This is a genomic window from Paenibacillus sp. FSL R7-0210 (assembly GCF_038009085.1).
Lineage (GTDB): Bacteria > Bacillota > Bacilli > Paenibacillales > Paenibacillaceae > Paenibacillus_AQ > Paenibacillus_AQ silagei.
In genome coordinates this window covers 2,881,346-2,904,053 of record NZ_JBBPAR010000001.1, presented here as the reverse complement: position 1 = coordinate 2,904,053, position 22,708 = coordinate 2,881,346, and the positions used below count along the sequence as shown (strand labels likewise).

18 protein-coding genes are annotated in these 22,708 nt (G+C 52.9%); 8 read left to right on the top strand and 10 right to left on the bottom strand.

Going from position 1 to position 22,708, the window contains the following annotated elements; genetic code table 11:
* Positions 1-31 precede the first annotated feature (31 nt).
* The 5 genes from MKY64_RS12615 (at position 32) to MKY64_RS12595 (ending at position 5,083) form a co-directional block, all read left to right on the top strand.
* Positions 32-1,891 (top strand): FAD-dependent oxidoreductase, encoded by a 1,860-nt coding sequence (locus MKY64_RS12615; protein ID WP_340953315.1) that lies wholly within the window; start codon positions 32-34, stop codon positions 1,889-1,891.
* Positions 1,892-1,970: 79 nt separating this feature from the next.
* Positions 1,971-3,083, top strand: a complete 1,113-nt coding sequence (locus MKY64_RS12610; protein WP_340953314.1) for a metallophosphoesterase — start codon at positions 1,971-1,973, stop codon at positions 3,081-3,083.
* A 120-nt stretch (positions 3,084-3,203) separates the two neighbouring features.
* A complete protein-coding gene (locus tag MKY64_RS12605; RefSeq protein WP_339314006.1) occupies positions 3,204-3,590 on the top strand; it encodes a GntR family transcriptional regulator in 387 nt (128 codons plus the stop codon).
* The gene (locus MKY64_RS12600; RefSeq protein ID WP_340953313.1) at positions 3,580-4,443 is read left to right on the top strand and encodes an ABC transporter ATP-binding protein; all 864 of its coding nucleotides are present in this window, start codon (positions 3,580-3,582) and stop codon (positions 4,441-4,443) included. Before MKY64_RS12605 ends, MKY64_RS12600 begins: the two co-directional genes overlap by 11 nt.
* Before the next feature lies 1 nt (position 4,444).
* Positions 4,445-5,083: an ABC-2 transporter permease gene (locus MKY64_RS12595; protein WP_340953312.1), complete on the top strand. Its 639-nt coding sequence runs from the start codon at positions 4,445-4,447 to the stop codon at positions 5,081-5,083.
* 24 nt (positions 5,084-5,107) lie between these two features.
* Here the strand turns inward: MKY64_RS12595 and MKY64_RS12590 are convergent, their stop codons facing one another.
* Positions 5,108-6,466 carry a cryptochrome/photolyase family protein gene (locus tag MKY64_RS12590; RefSeq protein WP_340953311.1) on the bottom strand — a complete coding sequence of 453 codons (1,359 nt, stop codon included), beginning with the start codon at positions 6,464-6,466 and terminating at the stop codon, positions 5,108-5,110.
* A gap of 34 nt (positions 6,467-6,500) precedes the next feature.
* Entirely contained in the window at positions 6,501-7,031 is a 531-nt protein-coding gene (locus MKY64_RS12585) for a MepB family protein (protein WP_340953310.1), read from the bottom strand.
* 156 nt (positions 7,032-7,187) lie between these two features.
* On the opposite strand from MKY64_RS12585, the gene MKY64_RS12580 reads away from it, so the two are divergent.
* Positions 7,188-9,119, top strand: a complete 1,932-nt coding sequence (locus MKY64_RS12580) for a serine hydrolase domain-containing protein (RefSeq protein ID WP_340953308.1) — start codon at positions 7,188-7,190, stop codon at positions 9,117-9,119.
* 138 nt (positions 9,120-9,257) lie between these two features.
* Here MKY64_RS12580 and MKY64_RS12575 read toward each other — a convergent pair whose 3' ends face one another.
* From MKY64_RS12575 to MKY64_RS12540, 8 genes are all read right to left on the bottom strand, one after another.
* Positions 9,258-11,546 (bottom strand): preprotein translocase subunit SecA, encoded by a 2,289-nt coding sequence (locus MKY64_RS12575; protein ID WP_340953307.1) that lies wholly within the window; start codon positions 11,544-11,546, stop codon positions 9,258-9,260.
* Positions 11,547-11,705: 159 nt separating this feature from the next.
* Positions 11,706-11,957: an SDR family NAD(P)-dependent oxidoreductase gene (locus MKY64_RS12570; RefSeq protein ID WP_339256292.1), complete on the bottom strand. Its 252-nt coding sequence runs from the start codon at positions 11,955-11,957 to the stop codon at positions 11,706-11,708.
* An 82-nt stretch (positions 11,958-12,039) separates the two neighbouring features.
* Positions 12,040-12,963 carry a carbohydrate ABC transporter permease gene (locus MKY64_RS12565; protein ID WP_036729010.1) on the bottom strand — a complete coding sequence of 308 codons (924 nt, stop codon included), beginning with the start codon at positions 12,961-12,963 and terminating at the stop codon, positions 12,040-12,042.
* Between the two features lie 17 nt (positions 12,964-12,980).
* Complete coding sequence (locus MKY64_RS12560) at positions 12,981-13,943, bottom strand: ABC transporter permease (RefSeq protein ID WP_051493410.1); 963 nt, start codon at positions 13,941-13,943, stop codon at positions 12,981-12,983.
* Positions 13,944-14,066: 123 nt separating this feature from the next.
* Positions 14,067-15,746, bottom strand: a complete 1,680-nt coding sequence (locus MKY64_RS12555) for an ABC transporter substrate-binding protein (protein WP_340953306.1) — start codon at positions 15,744-15,746, stop codon at positions 14,067-14,069.
* 119 nt (positions 15,747-15,865) lie between these two features.
* Entirely contained in the window at positions 15,866-17,608 is a 1,743-nt protein-coding gene (locus MKY64_RS12550; RefSeq protein WP_340953304.1) for a sensor histidine kinase, read from the bottom strand.
* A gap of 18 nt (positions 17,609-17,626) precedes the next feature.
* On the bottom strand, positions 17,627-19,180 hold the full coding sequence (locus MKY64_RS12545) for a response regulator (protein ID WP_340958069.1): 1,554 nt from the start codon (positions 19,178-19,180) through the stop codon (positions 17,627-17,629).
* Positions 19,181-19,401: 221 nt separating this feature from the next.
* The gene (locus MKY64_RS12540; protein WP_340953302.1) at positions 19,402-20,283 is read right to left on the bottom strand and encodes a hypothetical protein; all 882 of its coding nucleotides are present in this window, start codon (positions 20,281-20,283) and stop codon (positions 19,402-19,404) included.
* Positions 20,284-20,468: 185 nt separating this feature from the next.
* Here MKY64_RS12540 and MKY64_RS12535 point away from each other — a divergent pair, with 185 nt between their 5' ends.
* Both MKY64_RS12535 and MKY64_RS12530 read left to right on the top strand, forming a co-directional pair.
* Positions 20,469-21,146, top strand: a complete 678-nt coding sequence (locus MKY64_RS12535; protein WP_036728999.1) for a response regulator transcription factor — start codon at positions 20,469-20,471, stop codon at positions 21,144-21,146.
* Entirely contained in the window at positions 21,136-22,521 is a 1,386-nt protein-coding gene (locus MKY64_RS12530; RefSeq protein WP_340953301.1) for a sensor histidine kinase, read from the top strand. The genes MKY64_RS12535 and MKY64_RS12530 overlap by 11 nt, the downstream gene beginning before the upstream one ends.
* Positions 22,522-22,708: the final 187 nt, after the last annotated feature.

Sequence of the window (22,708 nt, the reverse complement as noted above, 5' to 3'; positions counted from 1 at the left end):
TTAACAAAAATGGTTCCAAGAAGGAGTACAAATGAGAAAAAAGAATGTAAAGAAGATGCTGTCGGTTATGCTGTTGGTGTCATTGGTGATCTTATCTGTGGCAGGATGTTCAGGTACAAAAAATGAAGATAGTTCTAAAGATGCCGGGGGCATCACCTATAAGGCCGGAACCTATACAGGATCTGCGGACGGGAAAAACGGTGCGGTGCAGGTGGAAGTTACCTTCTCGGAGCATGCCATCGACGCTGTGAAGGTAGTGAATTTCAAGGAGACCGAAGGGGTCAGTGACGCATCCGTTACCAAGATTCCGAAGGCTATTGTCGATAACCAGTCCTTGAAGATTGATGCCGTCTCCGGGGCAACCGTCACCAGTGATGCGATCCTGGCCGCCGTCGCCGATTGCGTAACCCAAGCCGGTGTAGATCCGCTGGTTCTGAACAATGATGTGAAGAAAGTGGAATCGACCGAGGTAGAGGACTTGACGACAGATGTAGTCGTCATCGGCGGCGGAGCAGCAGGCATGTCCGCTTCCCTGCGTGCAGATGAGCTTGGACTGAAGACCATCCTGCTGGAGAAAATGACTTACATCGGCGGGGCCATCTCGATTAGCGGCGGCAATCAGGTGGTTGGACTCTCCAAGCTTCAGCAAGATGCTGGAGTTACCGATGACAGTGCCGACAGCATCGTGACGGATTTCCTTGCCAACGGGGGCAATAAGAACGTTGCCGAGTTATTGAAGCTGTTCGCAGCCAACGTCGGGCAGACTACCGACTGGCTGAATCAATATGTGGGGATTAAATACGATATGGCAGGCGGACTGCATAAGCTGGCAGAGTACAGTCATGACCGGGAGCTTGCCTACGATCAAGGCGGACCCGGATTCGCCAAGCAGGCCCGCCAGAAGGTCGAAGAGTCGGGTGTGGAACTGTACCTGGAGACCAGAGCAGATAAGCTGGTTACAGATGATAGCGGAGCTGTTACAGGTGTCGTTGCCAAAGACGGCACCGGGAAGACCTACAATATTACAGCTAAGGCAGTGATTATGGCTACCGGAGGTTATGGTAATAATAAAGACCTGCTCTCCGATCAGTTAAAGACCGCTCTATACTATGGTCCGACCTCCTCGACTGGAGATGGAATTGTAATGGCCAAGGGTGAAGGCATCGATGCCGCAACCCGCCTGATGGAGTACGGGAAACGTTACCCCAATGGAGTTGAGGTATCTGAGGGAATTGCGAAATCTACCATTGTCGGCAATATCGCTGCATTCAAAAAGAGCGGAATTCTGGTGAATAGTGCCGGAGATAGAGTAGTGAATGAGAAATCCAGTAATCGCAGCATTCTGGAAGTGGAACTTACGCAACAGAATCAGATGCTATACTTGCTGATGGATCAGGCAACCTTCGATGTGTTCAAGACCAGTCTGGGCGAAGCAGGAATCTCACAGGGTGATATTGAGACATGGCTGAAGAACAATGGTTCATCTAAGCCGTATTTCTTCCATGCCGAGACGGCTGAAGCGCTGGCAACGGCTGCCGGAATGGATGCTGGTACGCTGCAGAACACCATCAACCGCTATAACGGCTTCGTTAAGGTTGGCAAGGATGAGGACTTCGGGCGTTCAGCGGATTACATGAAGGAAACCATTGGATCAGGCCCTTATTATCTGGTAGAGCAGAAACCGCGTTTCGCTACAACCATGGGGGGACTGGTTGTGAATGCGGACTTTGAAGTCCTGAACACGAGCAGCCAGATTATCTCCGGACTCTATGCAGCAGGCGAGGTTGTTGGCGGTGTCATGGGAGATGACTCCCCCTCTGGCGCCAATAATGCCTGGGCATTGACCTCCGGGAAGCTGTCAGCAGAGGCAGTGGTTGATAAGCTTAAATAAGCCCGGCTGTCCCTATAGTGGAAAAGACCAAGGTGCCATGAGATAATATGTTATCCGAAAATTAGATAAGGTGGTTAACATGTTTATCATCATTGGGCTAGTATTCATTGCTTTATACGCGTTAATTGTCTTCTATATTGGCTGGAGCGGCTGGGGCTGGATCAAGCCGGTCGTCTCCGGACGGTTCAGGCTGTTCTACATCATTGCGCTGATCTTCCTGGCCAGCTCGCTGATCCTCTCCAGAGTGGTGGCGGGGTCAGCGGTCTTAAGCGTCATTGGCAGTTACTGGCTGGCCGTATTCAGCCTGCTGCTCATGCTGCTGCCGCTAGTGCACCTTATGGTCTGGCTCACGAAGCTGGTCAGGCTGCCACGCCGTGCCGTTCAGAAGTGGTCCGGTATTCTAACGCTGGTTGCGCTGGTGAGCCTGCTCGGGTATGGAAGCTATAATGCATACAGCCCGGTTGTGCGTTCCTACGAGGTACAGATTGACAAGCCGGGTCCGGCCAGCGGTAAGCTTCATATCGTGATGGCTTCGGATATGCATTTCGGGTATTTATCCGGCAAACGCCATGCGGAGCGGATGGTACAGGAGATTAACGCCTTGCACCCCGATCTAATATTGCTCCCGGGCGATATCGTGGATGATGATGTCAGGCCGTATAAGGAGAAGGGACTCGGCGCTGTGCTGGCGAAGCTTGAAGCTCCGCTCGGAGTGTATGCTTCCCTGGGGAATCATGACCGGTTCAAGGGCGGGACGGAGGAGATCATCAGCCTGCTGAAGGAGAGCGGGATGCAGGTGCTCTATGATGAAGACGTCGAGGTGGGCGGCTGGCTGACGCTGATTGGACGGAAGGACTACAGCGATAAGGAGCGGGCCAAGCTGGCTGATCTGACCAAGGACATAGATCATTCCAAGCCGGTGTTCATGCTGGAGCATCAGCCGGTGGAGTTCGGGATTGCGCAGGAGCAGGGTGTAGATCTGATGGTCTCCGGCCATACCCACCGCGGGCAGATCGCGCCAGCCAACCTGATCACTTCCAGAGTGTTCGAGAATGACTGGGGCTATCTGCAGAAGGGGCAGCTTCATACCATCGTGTCTTCAGGCTATGGCTTCTGGGGTCCGCCGATCCGCATCGGGTCGCGCTCGGAGGTAGTGTCCATTCAAGTGCAGTTTTCTAACGTAGACCAGTAAGTTGACAGGGCTGACCCGAGACGGGTTAGCTCTTTTTTTTGATAAAGATTTACAAATACCTGTAGATCTGATATATTGTACTGGTACAATAAGTACACTGTTCACGCAAGGAGGCAGCGTGTGGAGATCATCATCAGTAGTAACAGGAACAAGCCCATTTATGAGCAGATCACCTCGCAGATCAAAGGCAAGATTATGAGCGGAGAGCTTCAGGCAGGAGATCCCATACCTTCGATGCGTGCCTTGGCCAAATCCATTCAAGTCAGTGTCATCACCGTACAGAAGGCGTATGAGGATTTACAGCGAGACGGCTTCATTGAGACTACGGTTGGCCGGGGGAGCTTCGTTTCCGCCGTGAGCCAGGCCCTGTTTCAGGAAGAGCAGCAGAAGCAAGTGGAGGAGCATCTCATCGCAGCAGCCGAGCTCGCCCGTGCAGGCGGAATCACACTAGAACAGATAGTAGATATGCTCACTATCTTGTATACGGAGGGAAACCATGAATCTTAGTTTGGAAATCACCGGACTGACCAAGTCATATGCCGACTCCGGCTTTATGCTGGACAATGTATCATTAGCAATTCCCAGCGGAACCATTATGGGGTTCGTGGGTGAGAATGGAGCAGGGAAGACGACAACAATCAAATCTATTCTGAACACGGTTCATAAGGGCAGCGGGACGATCCGGCTGTTAGGCCAGGAGATGACGGATAGGGATACTGCTTTACGCGAAGACATCGGGGTTGTGCTTGATTCAGCTAATTTCTCGACGATATTGACCCCCGGCAAGCTTGCTAAGGTGATGCGCGGAATCTACCGGCAATGGGATCAGGAGCTCTATGTGAGGCTTACGGACAAGTTCGCTCTGCCCATGAATAGGAAGATCAAGGAATTCTCCCGGGGCATGACGATGAAGCTTGCCATAGCCGCCGCCATGTCGCACCATCCCAAGCTGCTGATTCTGGATGAGGCTACCTCAGGGCTGGACCCGGTAACCAGAGAGGAGATTCTGGAGGTATTCCTGGAGTTCGTTGAGGACGAGCATCACGCCATACTGATGTCTTCCCATATCACAAGCGATCTGGAGAAGATCGCCGATTATATTACCTTTATTCATCAAGGGAAGATCATTCTGACTGCGATGAAAGATGAGCTGATCTATGACTACGGCGTGGCCCGCTGCACCAGCGACCAGTTCCGGCGTATTGCTGAAGGTGACAGGCTGGCTTACCGGGTGAAGGAGCATCAGACCGATGTGCTGGTGAAGGACAGAAGAGGCTTCGGGCAACAATACAGCGGGATTACGGTGGATCAGGTATCCATTGATGAAATTCTGCTGCTTCTGGTAAAGGGGGAGAACTAATATGCGAGGGCTGCTGTTAAATAATTATTACTCACTGCAAAATAACATCAAATCCTCCCTCGGCATTGCGCTGCTTCTGTCGCTGGTTTCCTTTGCCGGGGTGGATCACAGTGTACTGAATGCAGTCATCGCGGCGCAGATTTGGATTTTTGTGTTGAGCATCGGGGCCTCCCTGCAGATGGATGAGGCTTCTAAATGGAACCGGTTTGAACTCACCATGCCGATCAGAAGGAGAACAGTGATCCATGCGAAGTACCTGTCCTTCCTGATGTTAATGCTCATGGGCACCGCTGTAAGTCTGGTTACTCTGGCATTAACCTATGTAAGCAAGGGAGACATAGCACATTTGAACCTGTCCACCGGGTATACCTTCGGTTTATCTTTATCTATCTCCACCCTGGCGATCTATTATCCGGTCATTCTTAAATTCGGTGTGGAAAAAAGCGAGCAGATGGTGATGATATCGGCAGGGCTAGCGGTGGGCCTTCGTTTCCTGGTGTGGATGCTGCTGAACCTGTATATGGACGATGTGAACTATAATGGTCCTGAGACCGGGTATGCCACCCTGCTCCTTGCTGTTCTCCTGTTCGCGGTGTCCTATCTGATTTCCGTGCGGATTCACCGGAATAAAGAATTCTGATCCTGCTGTAAGCCGGTGGCTTCCTCAGCTTTGCCGGCTCCGCATGATCTCCTTGTAGACTTCGATGGCGTATGCCCGGGACCGCTTCAGATCCACAATGGCATCTTCGGCGGGCAGGTGAATGTCCTTATCAGACCAGTCCGCGCGTTCCGGCAGCCAGGTACGAATATAGCTGCCGCCCGGATCATGGGTCTGGGATTGGGTGACCGGATTCATCACCCGGAAATAGGGAGAGGCATCGAAGCCGAGCGAAGAGCTCCACAGCCAGCCGCCACGGTTCTGGGCGTTGTCGTAATCGCTTAGCTTCAGCCGGAAATAACGCTCGCCATAGATGAAGGGACAGCCCAGATTCTTCGTCAGGAACATGGCCGTTATCATCCGCAGCCGGTTAGGCATCCAGCCGGTTGCGTTCAACTGGCGCATAGCTGCATCGATGACCGGAATGCCGGTCCTGCCCTGAGCCCAGGCCTCGAAGTGCTGTGTCCCCAGCGCAGAGAGATCATATACATTCTCATAATTGAAGAAATCCCGGTCCAGCCGTGCTTGACCCAGATAGAAATCCCTCCAGGCTAACTGTCTCAGCCAATCTTCGCCAATATCCTCTTCTTCAGTAAGTCTGCTATATAGTGTCCGTGCCGAGATCGCTCCCGTATTCAAATGCCTGCTGATCCGGCTGGTCCGTTCCTGCGCATAATGATCCCGGTTGATCTTGTAATCATTCAGATCCGCATGCAGGAAATTCTCAAACACATGATCCGGGTTCATCTGCTCTGCGGCGGGAGCCAGCGCTGTAAGCTCCCGGGCAATCGCTTCGGGAAGCTGGAAGGCGTCTGCGAGCTGCGGGTGAAGAGCAACGGTTCGCAGACTACTTAGCCCGGCAGCGTACGGCGGCTGGAACCGCTGCGCGAGAAAAGTACGCCAGCGGCGGTAGAAGGGAGTAAACACCTTGAACGGCTCACTCCGGCCGCACCAGTCCATGAATGCTTCCAGATCACAGAGCATGCTGTCATGCCGGGCATGGAACCGGAGGTTCAGCGCATAGGCGGTATCCTGCAGAAGCCGGTCTCTGGTGAGCGCATAAGGGGTATAATCCGCATGGATGCTGACTTCCTGGATAGGATGTACCCCGGCCAGACACTGTAAGACCGCCTCCGGCTCTCCATATAGGAGATGTAGCAGCTTACCTTGTGTCGCATATTCCTGCTGAAGACGGGCAACATGCTGAAGGAAATTCTGTCCGCTATGCTCCAGATAACGCTTATTCCGGAGCAGGAACGGCTCCAGTATTAATACATGCAGCGAGTCTTCCTGCGCCGAAGCTATGGCATCGAAGGCCGGCAGATCAGAAGTCCGCAGGTCCTTGCGGTGTATGAATAGAATCATAGATGTAGTTCCTTTCCGATGCAGGTGTGATCTGTTAAATTCTAAACGGTATGGCTGGCAGATACAACTGGGTTAACCCCTGCATATTGTGAAGGTTCATGGGATCAACTAAACCAAAATAAGGGAGCTGCCACTTCTGTGTTGCTAAAGCCTGCTTATTGGTTACGGTATCCCAGGCTGGATATACCCGTATCGCCATTTTTCCCGGTGTATGATCGGTTGCCAGCACGCCATGCATTTTCAGCAGGTCCTTCGGAAAGACAAACTGTCCAAGCTCCCCGCTGACAGGATGGAAGGTGTTAATGACCAGCAAATCAGGGGCATCGGCATAGGTGAAGGCCTGGTTTTTACGCCCGGCATTTTTTTCCCACATCGCGACAAATTGACCGGTCTTCGTGGGGGTGATTTTGGCAACCCGAAACCGGACCGAAAGATCACCCAGTTGAAATAGACCGGCTCCATATTCGGCGTTCTGTGTTTCTTCACGTATGGAAGCGATAGTTAAGCGGGCAGGTGCGTACAATGTTTCATTAATATAAGCTAATGTGGTATGAAATTTATTCATAAGCTGGCCCTTCTTCCATGAAGATAATCATGTTGCTTCTCCTAAAGATACTATCAGGGAAATCGGCCTGAAGGAAATTTTCCGGTAGTCGGTCAGGTTTTTTGTTAGAATTAGGAAGGCAACAGGATTTTACTTGACTAAAGGAGAGGTTTTATTTTGAAAAGAGGATTCACACTAGTGCTCTCGGTGCTCTCAGTTCTATTGCTGCTATCGGGCGGTATTACAGCATTTGCCGCAGAGCAAGGCAGCACTGGAGCAGGTGGAGCTACCCCATCCGGCATACCGTTGACCGGGCTGGAAGCTTTTGTAGATGATTATGTAAAAGAGTACATAGGAAAGCAGACCGTAGGCGCGTCCGTTGTCATGGTGAAGGATGGACAGGTCGTGCTGTCCAAGGGGTACGGCTACGCCGACGTGGAACAACAGAGCCCCGTCTCTCCGGATACGGTCATGGAATGGGGCTCTATCAGCAAGCTCACCGTATGGACATCCGTAATGCAGCTGGCTGAGCAGGGCAAACTGGATCTGAATGAAGATATCCGTAAGCTTTTGCCGGAGCATTTCCTGACCAAGCTGGAGTATGACGAGCCGATCACCATGCTACAGCTGATGAACCACAATGCCGGATTTGAAGAGTATATGTTCGATATGGCTTACCAGTCGCCTGAGGAAGTGCGGTCACTGGAAGAAGGGCTGAAGCTGGCTCAGCCGTCACAGATATACAGACCGGGAGAGGTAGTCGCTTATTCGAACTACGGCAACTCACTGGCTGCCTATATTGTGGAGAGAATCAGCGGGCAGCCTTATCATGAATACGTCCAGCAGCATATTTTTGAGCCGCTGGGCATGAAGCATTCCATTGCGTATTCCGTGGTGGAAGACCGCCCGGAACTGCTGAAGCTCAAGGCCAAAGGGTATTTCTTCGCCGGACAAGGCTCCTTTAAACAAGGCTCATGGAATTATATGTCCATGTACCCGAACGGCGGAAATAACGGGACTGCGGAGGATCTGGCCAAGTTCGCCATGGCCTTCATGCCCGCAGCCGGAGAGCAATCCCCGCTGTTTCAGAAGTCAGGTACGCTGGATACGATGCTGACCCGGAGTCATTCTGCTGCAGAAGGCATGCCGGGCATCGCCCACGGGTTCTGGGAGTATCCCGGGGCACACCGGACGCTGGGACATGGCGGGAACACAATTGCTTTTGCCACCAACCTTATGCTTGTGCCTGAAGACCGGTTTGCAGTTGTGATTATGACGAACCAGGCGGGCGAATCTCACATTGTACATGGTCTGACCAAAGCGGTAGTGGGGCAGAGAGCGCAGACGGAGGCAGCGGTTCTGCCAGACGTGTCAGAGGTGGAAGGCCGATTCGTCGCGGCGCGCCGTCCCGGCCATGGCTTCATGAAGCTGTTCCCATATCTGACGATGATGAAGCTTGAGCCTCAGGGAGCAGATCAGCTTAAGGTGTCACTTGCCGGGATGAGCGGAAGCTATCAGCAGGTTCAGCCGTACCTCTATGAGAAGACGGGCGGGGATTCAGGACTGGATGCCTGGCCGATGCTGTATGCCACAATGAAGGACGGGAAGGTAGAGGCTGTCTCGGTGTACACCTCCGATTATCTGCCGCTGTCTCCGGGCCGGTCCATGCCGTTACTAATTCTAAGTGCAGCACTTGCGGGACTGGCGATAATCTATTTCGTAATTGCTCCGTTTGTGTGGCTGGTACAGATGCTTCTGGGCAAAAGGAGAGCACAGCGTAACCGTCCTGCACCCCGATCCGCCAACCGGAAGCTGACGGCCGGACTGACCTTAACCGGTACCGGTCTGGTGGTGAACAATCTGGTGCTGGCCTTACGGATGCTTAGCAACAATGAACGTGCCTATGCGGAGGTGTATCCGCAGATTATAGTGAATATTGCGCTAACCGGACTGGCTGCACTGCTTATCGCTGCGCTGTTTCTAACCAGGAAGAGGCACCCGACTCCGTCGCCTGCTTCAACGGCCCGTTATCCTTGGTCTGTCATCGTGCCCATGGTGATGATGGCAATTCTGCTGGCCCAGCTTGTATTCTGGGAGTTCTACAGTTAAGTAGCAGGGGAAGGGCGGAACCGCATTAGTAAACGAGGAGCATATTTTCCATTTCAATTTATATAGTCCTTAATCAAACGGCTAGGCCATCCTCCTAAGGACGGCCTAGCCGTTTCCACTTCTGCAATAAGAGCCATATTAGTATTTCGGTTGCTTAATGAAGGGGGATAGTACCTTCTGTGCAAAGGGATGAAGCCAAAAAGCTACAACGGTCGTTCCCGTCCATGAGCTGCGCTTATTCTGTAGATATTGATCATTAATGATATAAGTCCGGGTCGAAGCAGGGCTCCTAAGGCCCAGCCGTTCCCATTCAGCCGGATCATTGGACCCTCCAAGCCTGACCAGCATCGCCTCTTCCGCACGGTTGATCTTGCCCGGGATCTGATCGAACGCTCCGGTAATCTGTGTATGAAATTCATCGATCGGGCTGCGGCTGGCGATGCTCTCCAGGTGAATGCCTTCGCGGAGATAGGAGACGAAGGCCAGATGTTCAGCCCAGCATTCATCGATATAGAATAGCCGTACCCGCTGCTCCGCAGGGCTCATCGGCTGCTCGCCCAGCAGAATGCTGAGCCGCTCTGCGTAGAGAATCCGCCGCTGGTCCTCGATCATATCCGAATAACGGTTCAGCTCGTTATGGATATCGAAGTTCTGACTCATTACAATTTGCTGAATACTTGCGATTTTACGGCCAAGCAAAGGCTCTTCAATAGCTTCCTGCTGTCTGACCGCATGGGCTGGGGTAGGGGAGCTGAAGCGGCGCATCAGATCGTCTTCCAGACTGACATAGAAGACAGAAGCCCCCGGGTCGCCCTGGCGGCCGGAACGCCCGCGAAGCTGGTTGTCAATCCGTACGCTTTCGTTCACATGGGTGCCAATGACATATAAGCCGCCGAGCCGGGCGACAGCGTCTGCCTGTACCGGATCACCGCCGCCGAGCCGGATATCGACACCGCGTCCCGCCATATTCGTTGAGACCGTTACGGCGCCCAGTTCTCCGGCTCTGGCGATAATATCAGCTTCCTCAGCATCATTCTTCGCATTCAGCACCTGAGCGGGAACCCCGGCAGCCGCAAGCTCCGCAGCCAGCATGTCCGATTCCTCAACACTTGCGGTCCCGATCAGAATGGGACGGCCCTCCCTGTGAATAGAGGAGATGTCCTGCACAAGCGCCTGATATTTGGCTTCCTTGTGCGTGTAGATCCGGTGCGGGTAATCGGTCCGGATGTTCAGCCGGTTCGGCGGAATCTGTACCACCTGCAGAGCATAGATATCCTTGAATTCCATAGCGGAGGCACAGGCGGTAGCCGTCATTCCGCAGATTTCAGGATATAGGCTAATGAAGTGTTGAATAGTGATCGTACCGAGTATTTTCCCGCCTGCGGTCCATTTCAGTCCTTCCTTCGCTGTCAAAGCCGCTTGCAGCCCGTCCGGCAAATAACGGTTCTCTGCCACGCGTCCTGTATACTCTTCGATCAGCTCGATAGCACCGCCACGGACGATATAATCAATATTCTTCGTTAATAAGGTCTCCACATGCAGTGCACAATTCAGTGAGGTTAGCAGCTGACTATTCCGGCTATCATAGAGATTACCGCATCCCAGCAACTCTTCTACTTTGGCAGCACCCGCATCGTTCAGGTATACGTTCCGCTGGAATTCGTCATAATCGTAATGCTCTCCAGCCAGCAGCTGCCGGGCCAGATCCGCGTATCGCATGCCGTCGCTATGACTGACCTCAGATTCTCCGCTGATTACAAGCGGTACCCGCGCTTCATCAAGCAGCAAGGAATCGGCTTCGTCCACGATGACGTAGTGGAAAGGGCGGTGTACCGTAGCGGCTTCCGTGAGCGCAATGGTATCTCGCAAGTAATCGAACCCTGCTTCTTTTGCCGTAACATAGGTGATATCGCTCCTGTAGGCAGCCCGTTTCTCAGTCAGGCTCATGCCCGCTTGAACCGAATCCACCGATAGTCCCAGGAAGCGGTAAATGGGACCCATCCACTGCGCATCCCGCCGGGCCAGATAATCATTGAAGGTCAGCACATGAACGCCTTTGCCGGTCAGTGCATTCAGATAGGCCGGCATTACGGCTGAGAGGGTTTTGCCCTCACCGGTGTGCTGCTCGATCAGCATTCGTTCATGCAGGGTGATCCCGGCCATGATCTGGACATCATAAGGCTGTAAGCCGAGTGTTCTTGAGGCAGCCTCACAGACTAATGAATAGGCATCGACAAGCAGCTCGTCCAGAGCTATGCCGGATTGGGCAGCTTGCTGGAGCCGGAAGGACTCCTCCTGAAGCTTGGTGTCATCCCATGCCTGCAAATTCCGTGTGCGGATTTGCTCCGTTTTGTCACGATAGGCTTTAAGCATATTCCGGTTATCGTATTCTCTGAAACGCTGCACGAATTTAGCGGCTATATTCATAGACAGTTCACTCCCCGTTCTCCCAACTACTAATATGAACGTCATCGGGCTACTTTACCTGTATATTATAGTCCATTACTGTTTCGGTTTACCAATGTATGGATTATAAGCTCCTGAGACAAGTATTAGCCGGATAGAAAAGGGGAGGGTAAGCGGCCTTTAGGCACTCAGCCCGCCGTCTACCGGCAGGATGACCCCTGTTACGAAGGATGCTTGATCACTAAGCAACCAGGCCGCAGCCTGTGCGACTTCTATGGGTTCAGCCGGACGCCGGAGGGGCGTCTTGGCACTGATTTGCTCGATAATCTCAGGATTGATGGAGACCCATTGTTGAATCATATCTGTCATAGTTGTGCCGGGGGCGATGGCATTGACCCGAATGCCCGCTGGTCCGTATTCGATGGCAAGCAAAAGAAATTAAAAAACAAGCGATCTTCAGACAAGGCGCATGGCCTTCCGAAGATCGCTTGTTTATGTGCACAGCTTTTTACAATTAGCCTTTAACCCCGCCGACAACCATCCCTTTGACGAAATACTTCTGCAGGAACGGATACACGATGATAATTGGCACACTGGCCACAATGGTCATCGTAGCACGGATAGAGGTCGGTGTAACGGTCGCTTTGTTGCCCTGCGCGTTCGCAAAGGCATCGGCTGCCGAGGAACTGGACATCGCAGTGTTGGATGTTGACAGCATCTTCATCAGCTCGTATTGCAGCGTACTCAGGCTTGGCGTTGAGGAGTTGTACAGGAAGACGTCAAACCAGGAATTCCACTGATAGACCGCTACGAACAGGGAGACGGTAGCCAGCGCCGGAACGGTCAGCGGAAGCACAATGCGCGAGAAGGTGATGAAGTCGCCTGCGCCGTCGATTTTGGCCGATTCCATCAGTCCCTCAGGCAGGGCCTCAATGAAGGAGCGGATGACGATCATATTAAATACTCCGATGATGCCCGGAATGATATAGACCCAGAAGCTGTTCAGCATGTTCAGCTCTTTGATCAGCAGGTAGCCTGGAATCAGACCGCCGCTGAAGTACATGGTGAAAATAAACGTGACGGACACAAACTTCTTCAGCTTATATTCCGGACGGCTTACCGTATAGGCCAGCATCGCTGTACAGAATACGGAGACCACAGTGCCGATGACCGTCCGTGCTGCAGAGACAAACGTTGAAAAGAAGATGTTGGATTCACTGAATACATACTCGAAGTTGCGCAGCGTCCATTCACGAGGCCAGATATAAATATCCCCGCGGACAGAGTCATTCGCTTCATTGAACGATAGAGCAAACATATTCAGGAACGGATAGAGGGTAACAATGACCAAGAGAATCATGAAGATCGTATTGCATATATCGAAGATTCGGTCACCCAACGAAGAATTCCGGTATGAATTGGTTTTGGATTTAGCCATTACTTGTGTCCTCCTTTCTAGTACAATCTGCTTTCGCCCATACGCTTGGCGATATTATTGGCTGCGATCAAGAAGATGAAGCTGACCAGCGTCTTGAACATACCCGCTGCGGTGGCAAGCCCGAAGTTGTTCATCTGCATCCCGTACTTCAGTACGAAGATATCCAAATTCTCCGAATAGTCGAGGTTCATCCCGTTACCTAACAGGTACTGCGCCTCGAAGCCGGACTCCAGAATATGGCCCAGGTTCATGATCAGAATCAGAACGATAACCGGCTTGATACCCGGCAGGGTAATATAGAACATTCTTTGCAGACGGGATGCCCCGTCAATCTCAGCCGCTTCATATTGAGAAGGGTCGATGGAGGTGATGGCTGCCAGATAGATGATGGTATTCCAGCCGACATTCTTCCAGACTTCCGTAACCCCGAGTATTCCCCAGAAGTACTTGCCTTCGCCCAGCCACAGAATTGGATGATCAATAAGCTGCGCTTTGACCAGCAGCACATTGATGATCCCTTCCGGTGCCAGTGCCATTTGCACAATATTGGCCGCTACGACCCAGGAAATGAAGTAAGGCAGGTAACTGATCGTCTGCACGGTGCGTTTGAAGAATACATTGCGCAGCTCATTCAGCAGCAGGGCCAGAACAATAGCCGTTACAAAACCCAGTACCAGGTTAATAGAGCTCATAACCAGAGTATTACGAAGTACGCGATAGAACTGCTGTTCTTGGAACAGGAACTTAAAATTATCCCAGCCGACCCACTTCTGGTCGAACAGATCCTTAGCCGGTTTGAATTTCTGGAAGGCAATGGTCCATCCCCATAGCGGGAGGTATTTGAATATAATCACCCATAACAGAAAGGGCAATGACATCAGCATCAGCATTTTCTGTTTAGATAGCTCTTTAAAAAAGGTTTTGAAGCGCGAAGTGCCGGTATTATTCGATTTTGCCAACTGCACAGCGGTTTTTCCCACCTGTACCGTCCCCTTTCCAAGCTCCATATTCTCTATTTGCTAACAAGTGTAAGTGTAGAAGGGAAAAGTGAAGGCAAGCTTCACTTTTCCCGGTTCATCATGCTGCATCTGGGAAGCGGACGCTTACCATTTGCCGTCGATGCGGTCCTTGATCTTGTTAGTCATGAATTCTTCGTAGCCCTTAGCATCGAGCTTGTTGTATTCGGCCAGGTATTCACTCCAGACCTTTTCAAATTGGCCAGGGGCAGCAAGCACCATACGAGGATAGTACTTCTGCTGCAAATCGCCGGCTCTCTGGCTGAAGAGCTGCTCAGGGGAGCCAGGTTCTTTCTCAATACTCCAGGCAGGATACCATGGACGCTCTACCGGCTCGGCATAGAAGTCGGAGAAGGTCTTCAGGTTGTATTTCTCCAGCAGTGTTTTGTCGCCATCTGTGTAGTTGATCGCTGCAACTTCCGGCTGGTTGAACGGAACGTGGGCGTTGCCGTCATCATACACGGAATTGTCGCCATAACGCGGCCATTCATAATCGAAATATGCGAAGCCGAATTTACGTTTGAAATCATTGTCGTTGCGGTTTGTCAGCTGTTCTTCGCTCATCACCATACGGCCTTCAGCGTTCTTCGTGTAAGTTTCGCCTTCAATGCCCCACTCGACAAGCTTCTGGTTCTCATCGGTCAGCAGGTTGTCAAAATACTTGATGATGCGGACCGGATCCTTCGCGCTGACAGAGATACCCAGCCCGCGGTTGTTCACGAAGGACGGAGGATCAACATAAGCATCTTTAATGCCTTCGTCAAATACGATCGGAAGGGCAACGTAACGCAGATCGTCATTACCGGCGGATCTCAGATTGTTCGTGGCGTCGTTAATCTGCCAGGAATAGTTGACATATCCGAGTACACGGCCGGAGGTCAGCTTCGCCAGATACTGGTCTTTGTTCGCTGTGAACGTCTCAGGGTCAACCAGACCCTTGCCGTTCATTTCGTTCAATTTAGCCAGCCAGCGCTTCTCATCTTCGGTTCCCTGATACAGCTTGGCTTCATGAGACTCCATGTCCACCAGGACGCCGCCTTCATTCGGATAACCGGCCAGATGCATTGGCTGGTTGGTGATGGTGAAGAATTCACCGGCTGTACCGGCGAAGGTGGCGAAGCCGATGGTGTCTTTACCATCCACCTTAGGGTACTTGGCCTGGTATTTCTCAATCAGGTCAAAGTACTGGTCAAGCGTTTTCACTTCCGGGTAACCGAACTCCTTAAGGACGCGTCTCTGCATCCAGAAGGTGCTGCTAGGGTCCGGGGGTGACAAGTATCCGTTTACATTTGCAGTGAAGGGAAGGATATAGATGTTGCCGTCTTCATTGGTGATCTTGTTCATATAATCGCCGTAGACACGCTTGATATTAGGGCCATACTTCTCAATCAGATCATTGAGCGGAATGTATGCACCGGCATCGAGCAGCTTGGCCAGCTCGCCGACTGGAGAGATGACATCCGGATAGTCCCCTCCGGCAATCATAACCCCGGACTTGGTGCTTCCATCGCCAACTACGTATTCCATTTTCCAGTCTACACCTGTCTGTTCCTGAAGCTTCTTACCGATGGTAGTATCACTGGCCATGGTATCCTTGTTGGCCCCGAAGCCGAAGTAAGTGAACGTTACCGGCTCAGTGCTTACCTCGCCGTCGTTGCCGCTGGCACTGTTCTTGTTCCCGTTGTTACCGCCCGAGCAGCCGGCAATGAGGAGGGCTGAAGCCATAACAGCAGCCAGTCCGGTTTGCAACCATTTCTTTGTACGCATTTCATATCCCCTTTCTTTACTTTGTGCTATTGAACAACCTCATTATAAAAGAAAGCGTTTAACTTTGTTACAGGGCAAACCTTAGATCAGTCTTTGAATAATTAAGGTATACCCTATATTTATTTGTTCTCCAGAGGCAGACGCAGCAAAATGCGGGTTCCCGCTCCGGGCTCGCTCGTGATGGAGAAGGTGAACGATTCCCCGTAGGTGATCCTCAGCCGGGTGATTACATTCTTCATCCCGATTGAATCACCCATGGCAGACTCATCCTCCAGGTAATGCATAAGCTCACTGATTTTCGCCTGGTCCATGCCCACGCCGTTATCTGCAATGACGAAGACAATCTGCCCGTTCTCCTGGGCGATCTGGATGTTGATATACCCGATGCCCGCTATATTCTCAATCCCGTGAATACTGGCGTTCTCCACATACGGAAGGAAGGCCATCTTCGGAATTTCAATGTTCAGCAGCGACTGGTCCACCTCGATGTGATATTCAAGCTTGCTGTCGAAGCGGTATTTCTGAATCTCCAGGAAGCTCTCGATTAATTCAAGCTCCTCGCGGATCGTAACGAAGCTGCTCTTCCACATGATTGATTTGCGGAAAATCTTCGCCATGTTCTGAATCGTCCGGGCCGTCTGGGTCTCGCCCTTCATCATACTGCGCATCCGGATCGTCTCCAGCGCATTGAACAGGAAGTGAGGGTTGATCTGGCTGTGCAGCGCATGCAGCTGAGCCTGCCGCTGCCGCAGCTCAAGCTCCTTCTTCTGTATTTCTGCAACATATACATCATTGATCAGGTTCTCGATGCGTTTACTCATCCGGTTGAACTCGACGGTAAGCTCACCGATCTCATCCCGCTCCAGGTGGTAGGGGATCAGTCCGAAGTTTTTGTCTTTTACAGACTTCATATGCTTCAGAATGTTCTTAATACGCGTGTGGATAGAGCGGGACATGATCATAATTACAATGGTGGGAACCAGGAAGTTAATGCCGGCAAACCACAGGATAAATTGCCCGGATTGTCTGACATCTGACAAAATAAGGGTCTCATCCAGGACGCCGTAAATCGACCAGCCGCTTAGGTAACGGTTATTCTGGTAAGTCTTGTCGATCACAATCGCCTGCTTTGGCTTCGGAATCTCAGTTGGGGTCAGGGTGTGCGCCGCAGTAATCAGCCCGCTGGGCTGACCGCTGGAGAGACGGCCGAAGCGGGCCTGGCCCGACGGGTCGAGAATATAGAAATCACCGCTGAAGCTGGAAAGATCCAGAATCTGCCGGATATAGTTCATGTTCAGGTCAATTTTCAGGACATGCTCATACGTCTCCAGCCTGCGGTCAGTGAGCCGCTGGATCACGCTGATGCTGTCGGGCGTCACATAGAGATGGGGGTGTGTGTTGCTGAATTGGCTGATCTCTTTATACCAGTCCTGCTGGCGCATACTGTCCTCCAGCTTAATGATATGGGCTGAGGCCAGAACGGTTGGATTGTCGGTCATAATCACCGAGGAGCTCAGCACCTTGTTCTCTTTGTCAGTCCGGTTGAACAGATTCGATATGGCGTTCAGCGACTCCACATAGCGGTCCGTTGAAGCATAGGTGGTATTCAGATGCTGGATCAGCTGCCGGTCAATGGAGTAGAGGTAGGATATGCCTGCTGCATCTTCAATTACGGTCCTCAGCTCAGCCTGCAGCAGATTCATCGCCTGCTCGGCATCTGCGGTCTTCTGATTCTTGATATTGGCGGTGGTCACCTGATAGAACATTACATTGGTCAGGATGATCGGAATGAACACGCATACAATGTAGATGACAATCAGCTTGCTTCTAAGCTTCATATGATTCAGACGGAAGTTGAACACGGCAGGGAGCCTCCTTATTTACTGCCCAATCATCATATTGCGATAATCAGTCGGCGTCATATTCTCAAGCTTTTCAAACTGGGTGGCAAAATAATCCGCATTCTGGAAGCCGACCAGCTCCGCGATTTCGTACATCCGTTTCTTGGTCTGCCGCAGCAGGCGCTTGGCCTCCTCAATCCGCAGGGTCAGCAGGTATTCATTGAAATACACACCGTAGGTTTTGCGGAATAACTGTCCAAGATAGACCGGATTCATATCGAAATCGGCGGCAATACCCTTGAGGTAGATATTTTCACGGTAATGCCCGTCGATGTATTTTTTGATTTTTTCAATATTGCCTTCGCTCTTGCCGCCGCGCTTCTCTGCGATATACTCTGCGGCTTCGGCGATAAACTGCTGGAATACCTGCTTCAGCTGGCTCAGATTGCGGTATTTCAGCGGCCAGTTGAGCAGCTCAGTCATCCATTGCAGCGTGTTCTCGTCACCTTCTAGCTGGCGGATAATGTTGATGATGGCAATCATGCTGCGCCGGATCGTGTTCGTCACCGCCCCGGGGGCGAAGTGGCGCTCCTGGAACATGGTGAAAATAGCATCCACAGTTGAGCTGTAACCCTTGTTGTCATTGGCTTCGACCTCGTAAGTCAGCTTGCTGTGCAATCCTTCATCGATATCAAAATAGTATAAGGGCAGCTCCAGCAGCTCGTCCGCCATATAAATGCCCTCGAAGCCGGCGGCAAAACGGTACTGGAGGCATTGCTCCGCACTGGCCCCGGAGGCTACAATCTGATTGAGATGGCTTACCTTCCGGCCAACGAACAAAGCGATGCTTGTTCCAATCTCCCGCTCCAGTGTATCCAGCATCGTACGGTAGCCTCCCCACGGGGAAGGATGGGGTTCATCCACCCACTGGCCGGGCAAGATCATCCCGTATTGATTGTTCGTGCGTACATGAAGAAGCAGAGTCTGAGCCTCTTGGCGGAAATAACGCAGCAGAGAGTTCTTCAGGGCAGGCAGATAATCGACTTCTCCGGCAGGAAGCTGATCCTGCATTTCTGCGATGAGGTACGTATAGGAAGAGGTGAGAGGCAGCTCCAGCGCATAGGCGATCCGTCCCATGACCTGATCATCGGGCTGCGTCTGCAGCAGGCTTTCGATGACCGTCTCGACCAAGGGCTTCTCCCGGGTGATGGAGAGGAGCTGCTTTTTGTTCAGCATATGGGCGATTTTGCCAAGCGCAACCGTAAGCTCCTGTTCGTCAACCGGCTTGAGGATATAATCCGACACATTGTACCGGAAGGCTTGCTGGGCATAGGAGAAGTCGGCATATCCGCTCAAAATAATAAAAATCGGCTCCTGCACAAGCTCCGTCTTCACTTTCTTGATCAGTCCCAGCCCGTCCAGCACGGGCATACGGATATCGGCAATCACCAGCTCCGGGTTCAATTGTTCAATCAGGGTAAGCGCTTGCTCCCCGTTCTCGGCTTCACCGCAAATTTCGAATTGCGGCGAGCATTCACTCAGAATCCGGATCAAGCCCTTCCGCACAAAAACTTCATCATCTACAATCAGCACCTTATACAATGGACTTCCTCCTTGGGGTTATTCTGGATTGCTTGGTCTTGTTCCATCCTCGGTCAAGCCGCAGTGTGATCATTATAAGCTAATTCCCTGACAGAATTCGAGTGGAAACGACTTTTTATTCTAGCACCTGCTGGAAAATCCTTTCAACACGAAGAGCCTGCATCGTTAGACACAGGCTCTCCGGTATTGTATTTTCCGCTTAATCTCCGGACTTATTTGTCATTCTGCCGGAGATGCGGGGGCTGGGGATGCACATGCTGTACCAGATCAGCAGCCCGGGTCTGTACATTCGCCAGTTCAGCTGAATATTCATCCGCCCACAGGTCTCCTCTGGCCAGGCGTTCCTTCAAATCCTGGGTCAGGGCAGCGGCGACCAGATCCATCAGCTTCTGCGTACTGGTTCCGCTTGTGCCTGCCAGTTCGGCAAGGGATTGTCCGCTACCGAGACCGGAGGCAAGCTGGCTGGTGCTGATGCCCAGCAGTCCGGCGAGTTCCGAGCGGTCAAGACTTTCCAGCCCAGGCCCGAGCGGCAGCAATTCAGCCGTATCTGCCGGTGCTGAACCGGGCACCGGCGGCTTCGGCCGGGTCTGGTTCAGCAGGGACGCCGCACGCTTGGAGACTTCACTGAGGCGGCTCTTATACACGCTCTCGGTGATACGTCCATCCTTATATTCCTGGCTGAGTCTGGCCTCTATTGCATTTGCGGTGAGCTGGAGCAGCTTCTGAGAGTCCACGTTCTGCTGCTTGGCAATTGCGCTAAGCGAGCTTCCCGATTCAAGCGCTGTGCGCAGCCCGCTGGCCGACAGGCCAAGCGTGGCCAGCAGGTCGCTGGTCTCGATGCCGCCGAGACCCGGACCGCCTAAGCCGGGGCCGCCGGGTGCTCCGGCTGGCGGGCTTAGCGGCTCTGTACCGGCAGGCGGAAGGCCAGCTTCAGGAGCCGGAAGCAGCGGGGCTGGACTCGAAACGCTAGTAGCCGATGGGGAAGAGGCGGCGAAGGCGCTCAGCCCGCCAGTACTTAGGATGAGTGCTGCCGTCAAGGTGCTTGCAAGCAGCTTGCTTGCTTTTGGAGTGAATAGATTACGTGGTGAAGTCATCGTAGAATCATCCTTTCCCGCTAGGGGTAATGTATGGCTTGCGACTTACTCTATACTCCCAGTGTGAAAATACGGAGAAAGGGCAACTGCATTGTTTTCACCAGATTTTCACTGGAATGTGGTATCTTGATATATTGAGAAATGTACAGGACACAAGCACCTGATGAGAGGAGGGGGAGGACCCCATGAAGATCTTGCTCGCGGAAGACGATACCCGGCTGGGTGAACTGATCGTACATATGATTAAGAAGAAAGCGGCATACACCGTTGAATGGGTCACTTCCGGGGATGAGGCCTATGACCTCGCCAGTGTCTCCGGCTATGATGTGCTGGTGCTGGACTGGATGCTGCCGGAGCGGGATGGCCGGGAGGTGTGCCGTCAGCTGCGTCAGGATGGATATCCCGGGGCTATCCTGATGCTGACGGCCAGGGATTCGCTGGAAGACCGGATTCGCGGACTCGATGCGGGTGCGGATGATTATCTGGTGAAGCCGTTCGAAATTGATGAATTGCTGGCCCGGCTCCGGGCCTTGGGCCGACGGACCTTCCTCCCGCTGGAGAATGACACATGCCGGATCGGAGAGCTGGTGCTGGACCGGAACAGCCACCGGATTGCGGCAGGGATGCAGGAAGTTCAGCTTACGCCCAGAGAGTATCAGCTCCTGGATCTGCTCCTGAAGAACCAGGGCACGGTGCTTGCCCGCGAGGTGATCCTGGACCGGATCTGGGGGATGGAATCTGAGGTTACGCTCAAGACCATCGATGCCACGGTCAAGCTGCTCCGTAAGAAGCTGGCACTCTTGGACGGAGAACAGCAGCACATTCACAGCATCCGGGGAGTGGGGTATAGCTTTGAAATTTAATGTTTTTCGTTCCGGGGCCAGCCGCTCCGGCAATGACTTGTTCGCACGCACCCAAAAGCGCCTTACCTGGCGGTACAGTGCGGTGATGAGCGTATTTCTGCTATTGTCCTTCCTTATCATCTATCTGCTTCTGCATCTTCTGATCTGGAATAACCAGAAGGAGCGGCTTCATTCTCTGCTGGATGCCGAGGTGAAGCAGCTGCAAGGACCTATGTTCGATGAACTGCTGCAAGGGAGGGATCATGGGCCGGGGAATCAGGAATTTACACTCAGTGCGGATCAGTCATTCTACGTGATCTTGAATACGGAGGGCGGTCTGCTGGGCAGCGGCGAGATTCAGCCGGGACTGAAGGAGCAAGTGCTGAAGCTGGCAGATTCCGGGGCGGCCAAGACAGCGGAGGGACTTGCGATAGTGGTGCTGGAGCAGGGGCCAGGCCTGCTGCATAAGGGGAATGATCCCAAGGACAGCCCGCAGGCTGCTTATCTGCTCGGCAGCCGGGTCTTCGAGCATAAGGGGCAGCCTGCGGGCATCCTGTATGCCGGTAAAGATGTTACCTTCCAGCAGCAGTTATTCCGCTGGCTTCTCGGCGTATTGGCCGCCATCGCAGCGGTATTCATCCTGCTGGCCGCCGTCTTCAGCCGGGTGATGTCGCGGCAGGCGATGGTGCCGGTCCGCGAGGCGTACGACCGGCAGAAGCACTTCGCGGCGGACGCCTCGCATGAGCTCCGCACGCCGCTGAGCGTGATGCTGTCCTCCATCGAGACGCTGAAGCTGGAGGACAGCATCAATGAACAGACGTTCACCCGTCATGTGGTGGACGGGATGTATTCGGAGGTCCAGCGGATGACCGCGCTGACCCGTGACCTGCTCCTGCTGGCCCGCAGTGATGCCGGGCTGCTGGAGCAGGTCCTCCGGCGCTTCGACCTCGCGCCGGTCCTGGCCCTTACGCTCTCCGGCCTGGGCGTGCTGGCCGAAGCGAAGCAGATCCGGCTTACCCTCGAAGCTCCGGCGGAGCTTCCGGTGAAGCAGGATCAGGAGAAGCTGGTGCAGCTCATGGTCATTCTGCTGGAGAATGCCATCAAGTTCACACCCGCAGGCGGCCGCGTCATTCTGCGGGCTGCGCTCATTCAGAAGAACAGCAGCACGTGGCTGGCGCTGGAGGTGCAGGATACAGGCGTGGGTATTCCTGCGGAAGACCTGAGTCGGATCTTCGAGCGCTTCTACCGCCCTGACCAGTCGCGTTCGCGGGAGGCTGGGGGCCACGGGCTGGGGCTTGCCATTGCCAAGGAGCTGATAGACACGCTTGGCGGCAGCATAATGGCTGAGAACTGCCCTGGCGGAGGCAGCGTGTTCCGTGTGGAGCTGCGGAGCTGAAGCGGTAGTACGGACACGAACAGAATGTATGCGGAATACCGAACACATTTCGACTTTTAGGCGAATTTTGCTTAATATCTTGCCGTATATGGGAGCATCTGTCCGAACATCTGCGAACCTGCCTGCTGAGTCAGCCTCTTCTACGCTGAGCGCAGCTCACCCGATGTAAGTCCGGATGCTCCGCATT

What these genes read in the sequence shown, in the direction of transcription:
- MKY64_RS12615 (WP_340953315.1), top strand. Translation starts at nt 32, where the DNA reads ATGAGAAAAAAGAATGTAAAGAAGATGCTGTCGGTTATGCTGTTGGTG.
- MKY64_RS12610 (WP_340953314.1), top strand. Translation starts at nt 1,971, where the DNA reads ATGTTTATCATCATTGGGCTAGTATTCATTGCTTTATACGCGTTAATT.
- MKY64_RS12600 (WP_340953313.1), top strand. Translation starts at nt 3,580, where the DNA reads ATGAATCTTAGTTTGGAAATCACCGGACTGACCAAGTCATATGCCGAC.
- MKY64_RS12595 (WP_340953312.1), top strand. Translation starts at nt 4,445, where the DNA reads ATGCGAGGGCTGCTGTTAAATAATTATTACTCACTGCAAAATAACATC.
- MKY64_RS12590 (WP_340953311.1), bottom strand. Translation starts at nt 6,466, where the DNA reads ATGATTCTATTCATACACCGCAAGGACCTGCGGACTTCTGATCTGCCG.
- MKY64_RS12585 (WP_340953310.1), bottom strand. Translation starts at nt 7,031, where the DNA reads ATGAATAAATTTCATACCACATTAGCTTATATTAATGAAACATTGTAC.
- MKY64_RS12575 (WP_340953307.1), bottom strand. Translation starts at nt 11,546, where the DNA reads ATGAATATAGCCGCTAAATTCGTGCAGCGTTTCAGAGAATACGATAAC.
- MKY64_RS12565 (WP_036729010.1), bottom strand. Translation starts at nt 12,963, where the DNA reads ATGGCTAAATCCAAAACCAATTCATACCGGAATTCTTCGTTGGGTGAC.
- MKY64_RS12555 (WP_340953306.1), bottom strand. Translation starts at nt 15,746, where the DNA reads ATGCGTACAAAGAAATGGTTGCAAACCGGACTGGCTGCTGTTATGGCT.
- MKY64_RS12540 (WP_340953302.1), bottom strand. Translation starts at nt 20,283, where the DNA reads ATGACTTCACCACGTAATCTATTCACTCCAAAAGCAAGCAAGCTGCTT.
- MKY64_RS12535 (WP_036728999.1), top strand. Translation starts at nt 20,469, where the DNA reads ATGAAGATCTTGCTCGCGGAAGACGATACCCGGCTGGGTGAACTGATC.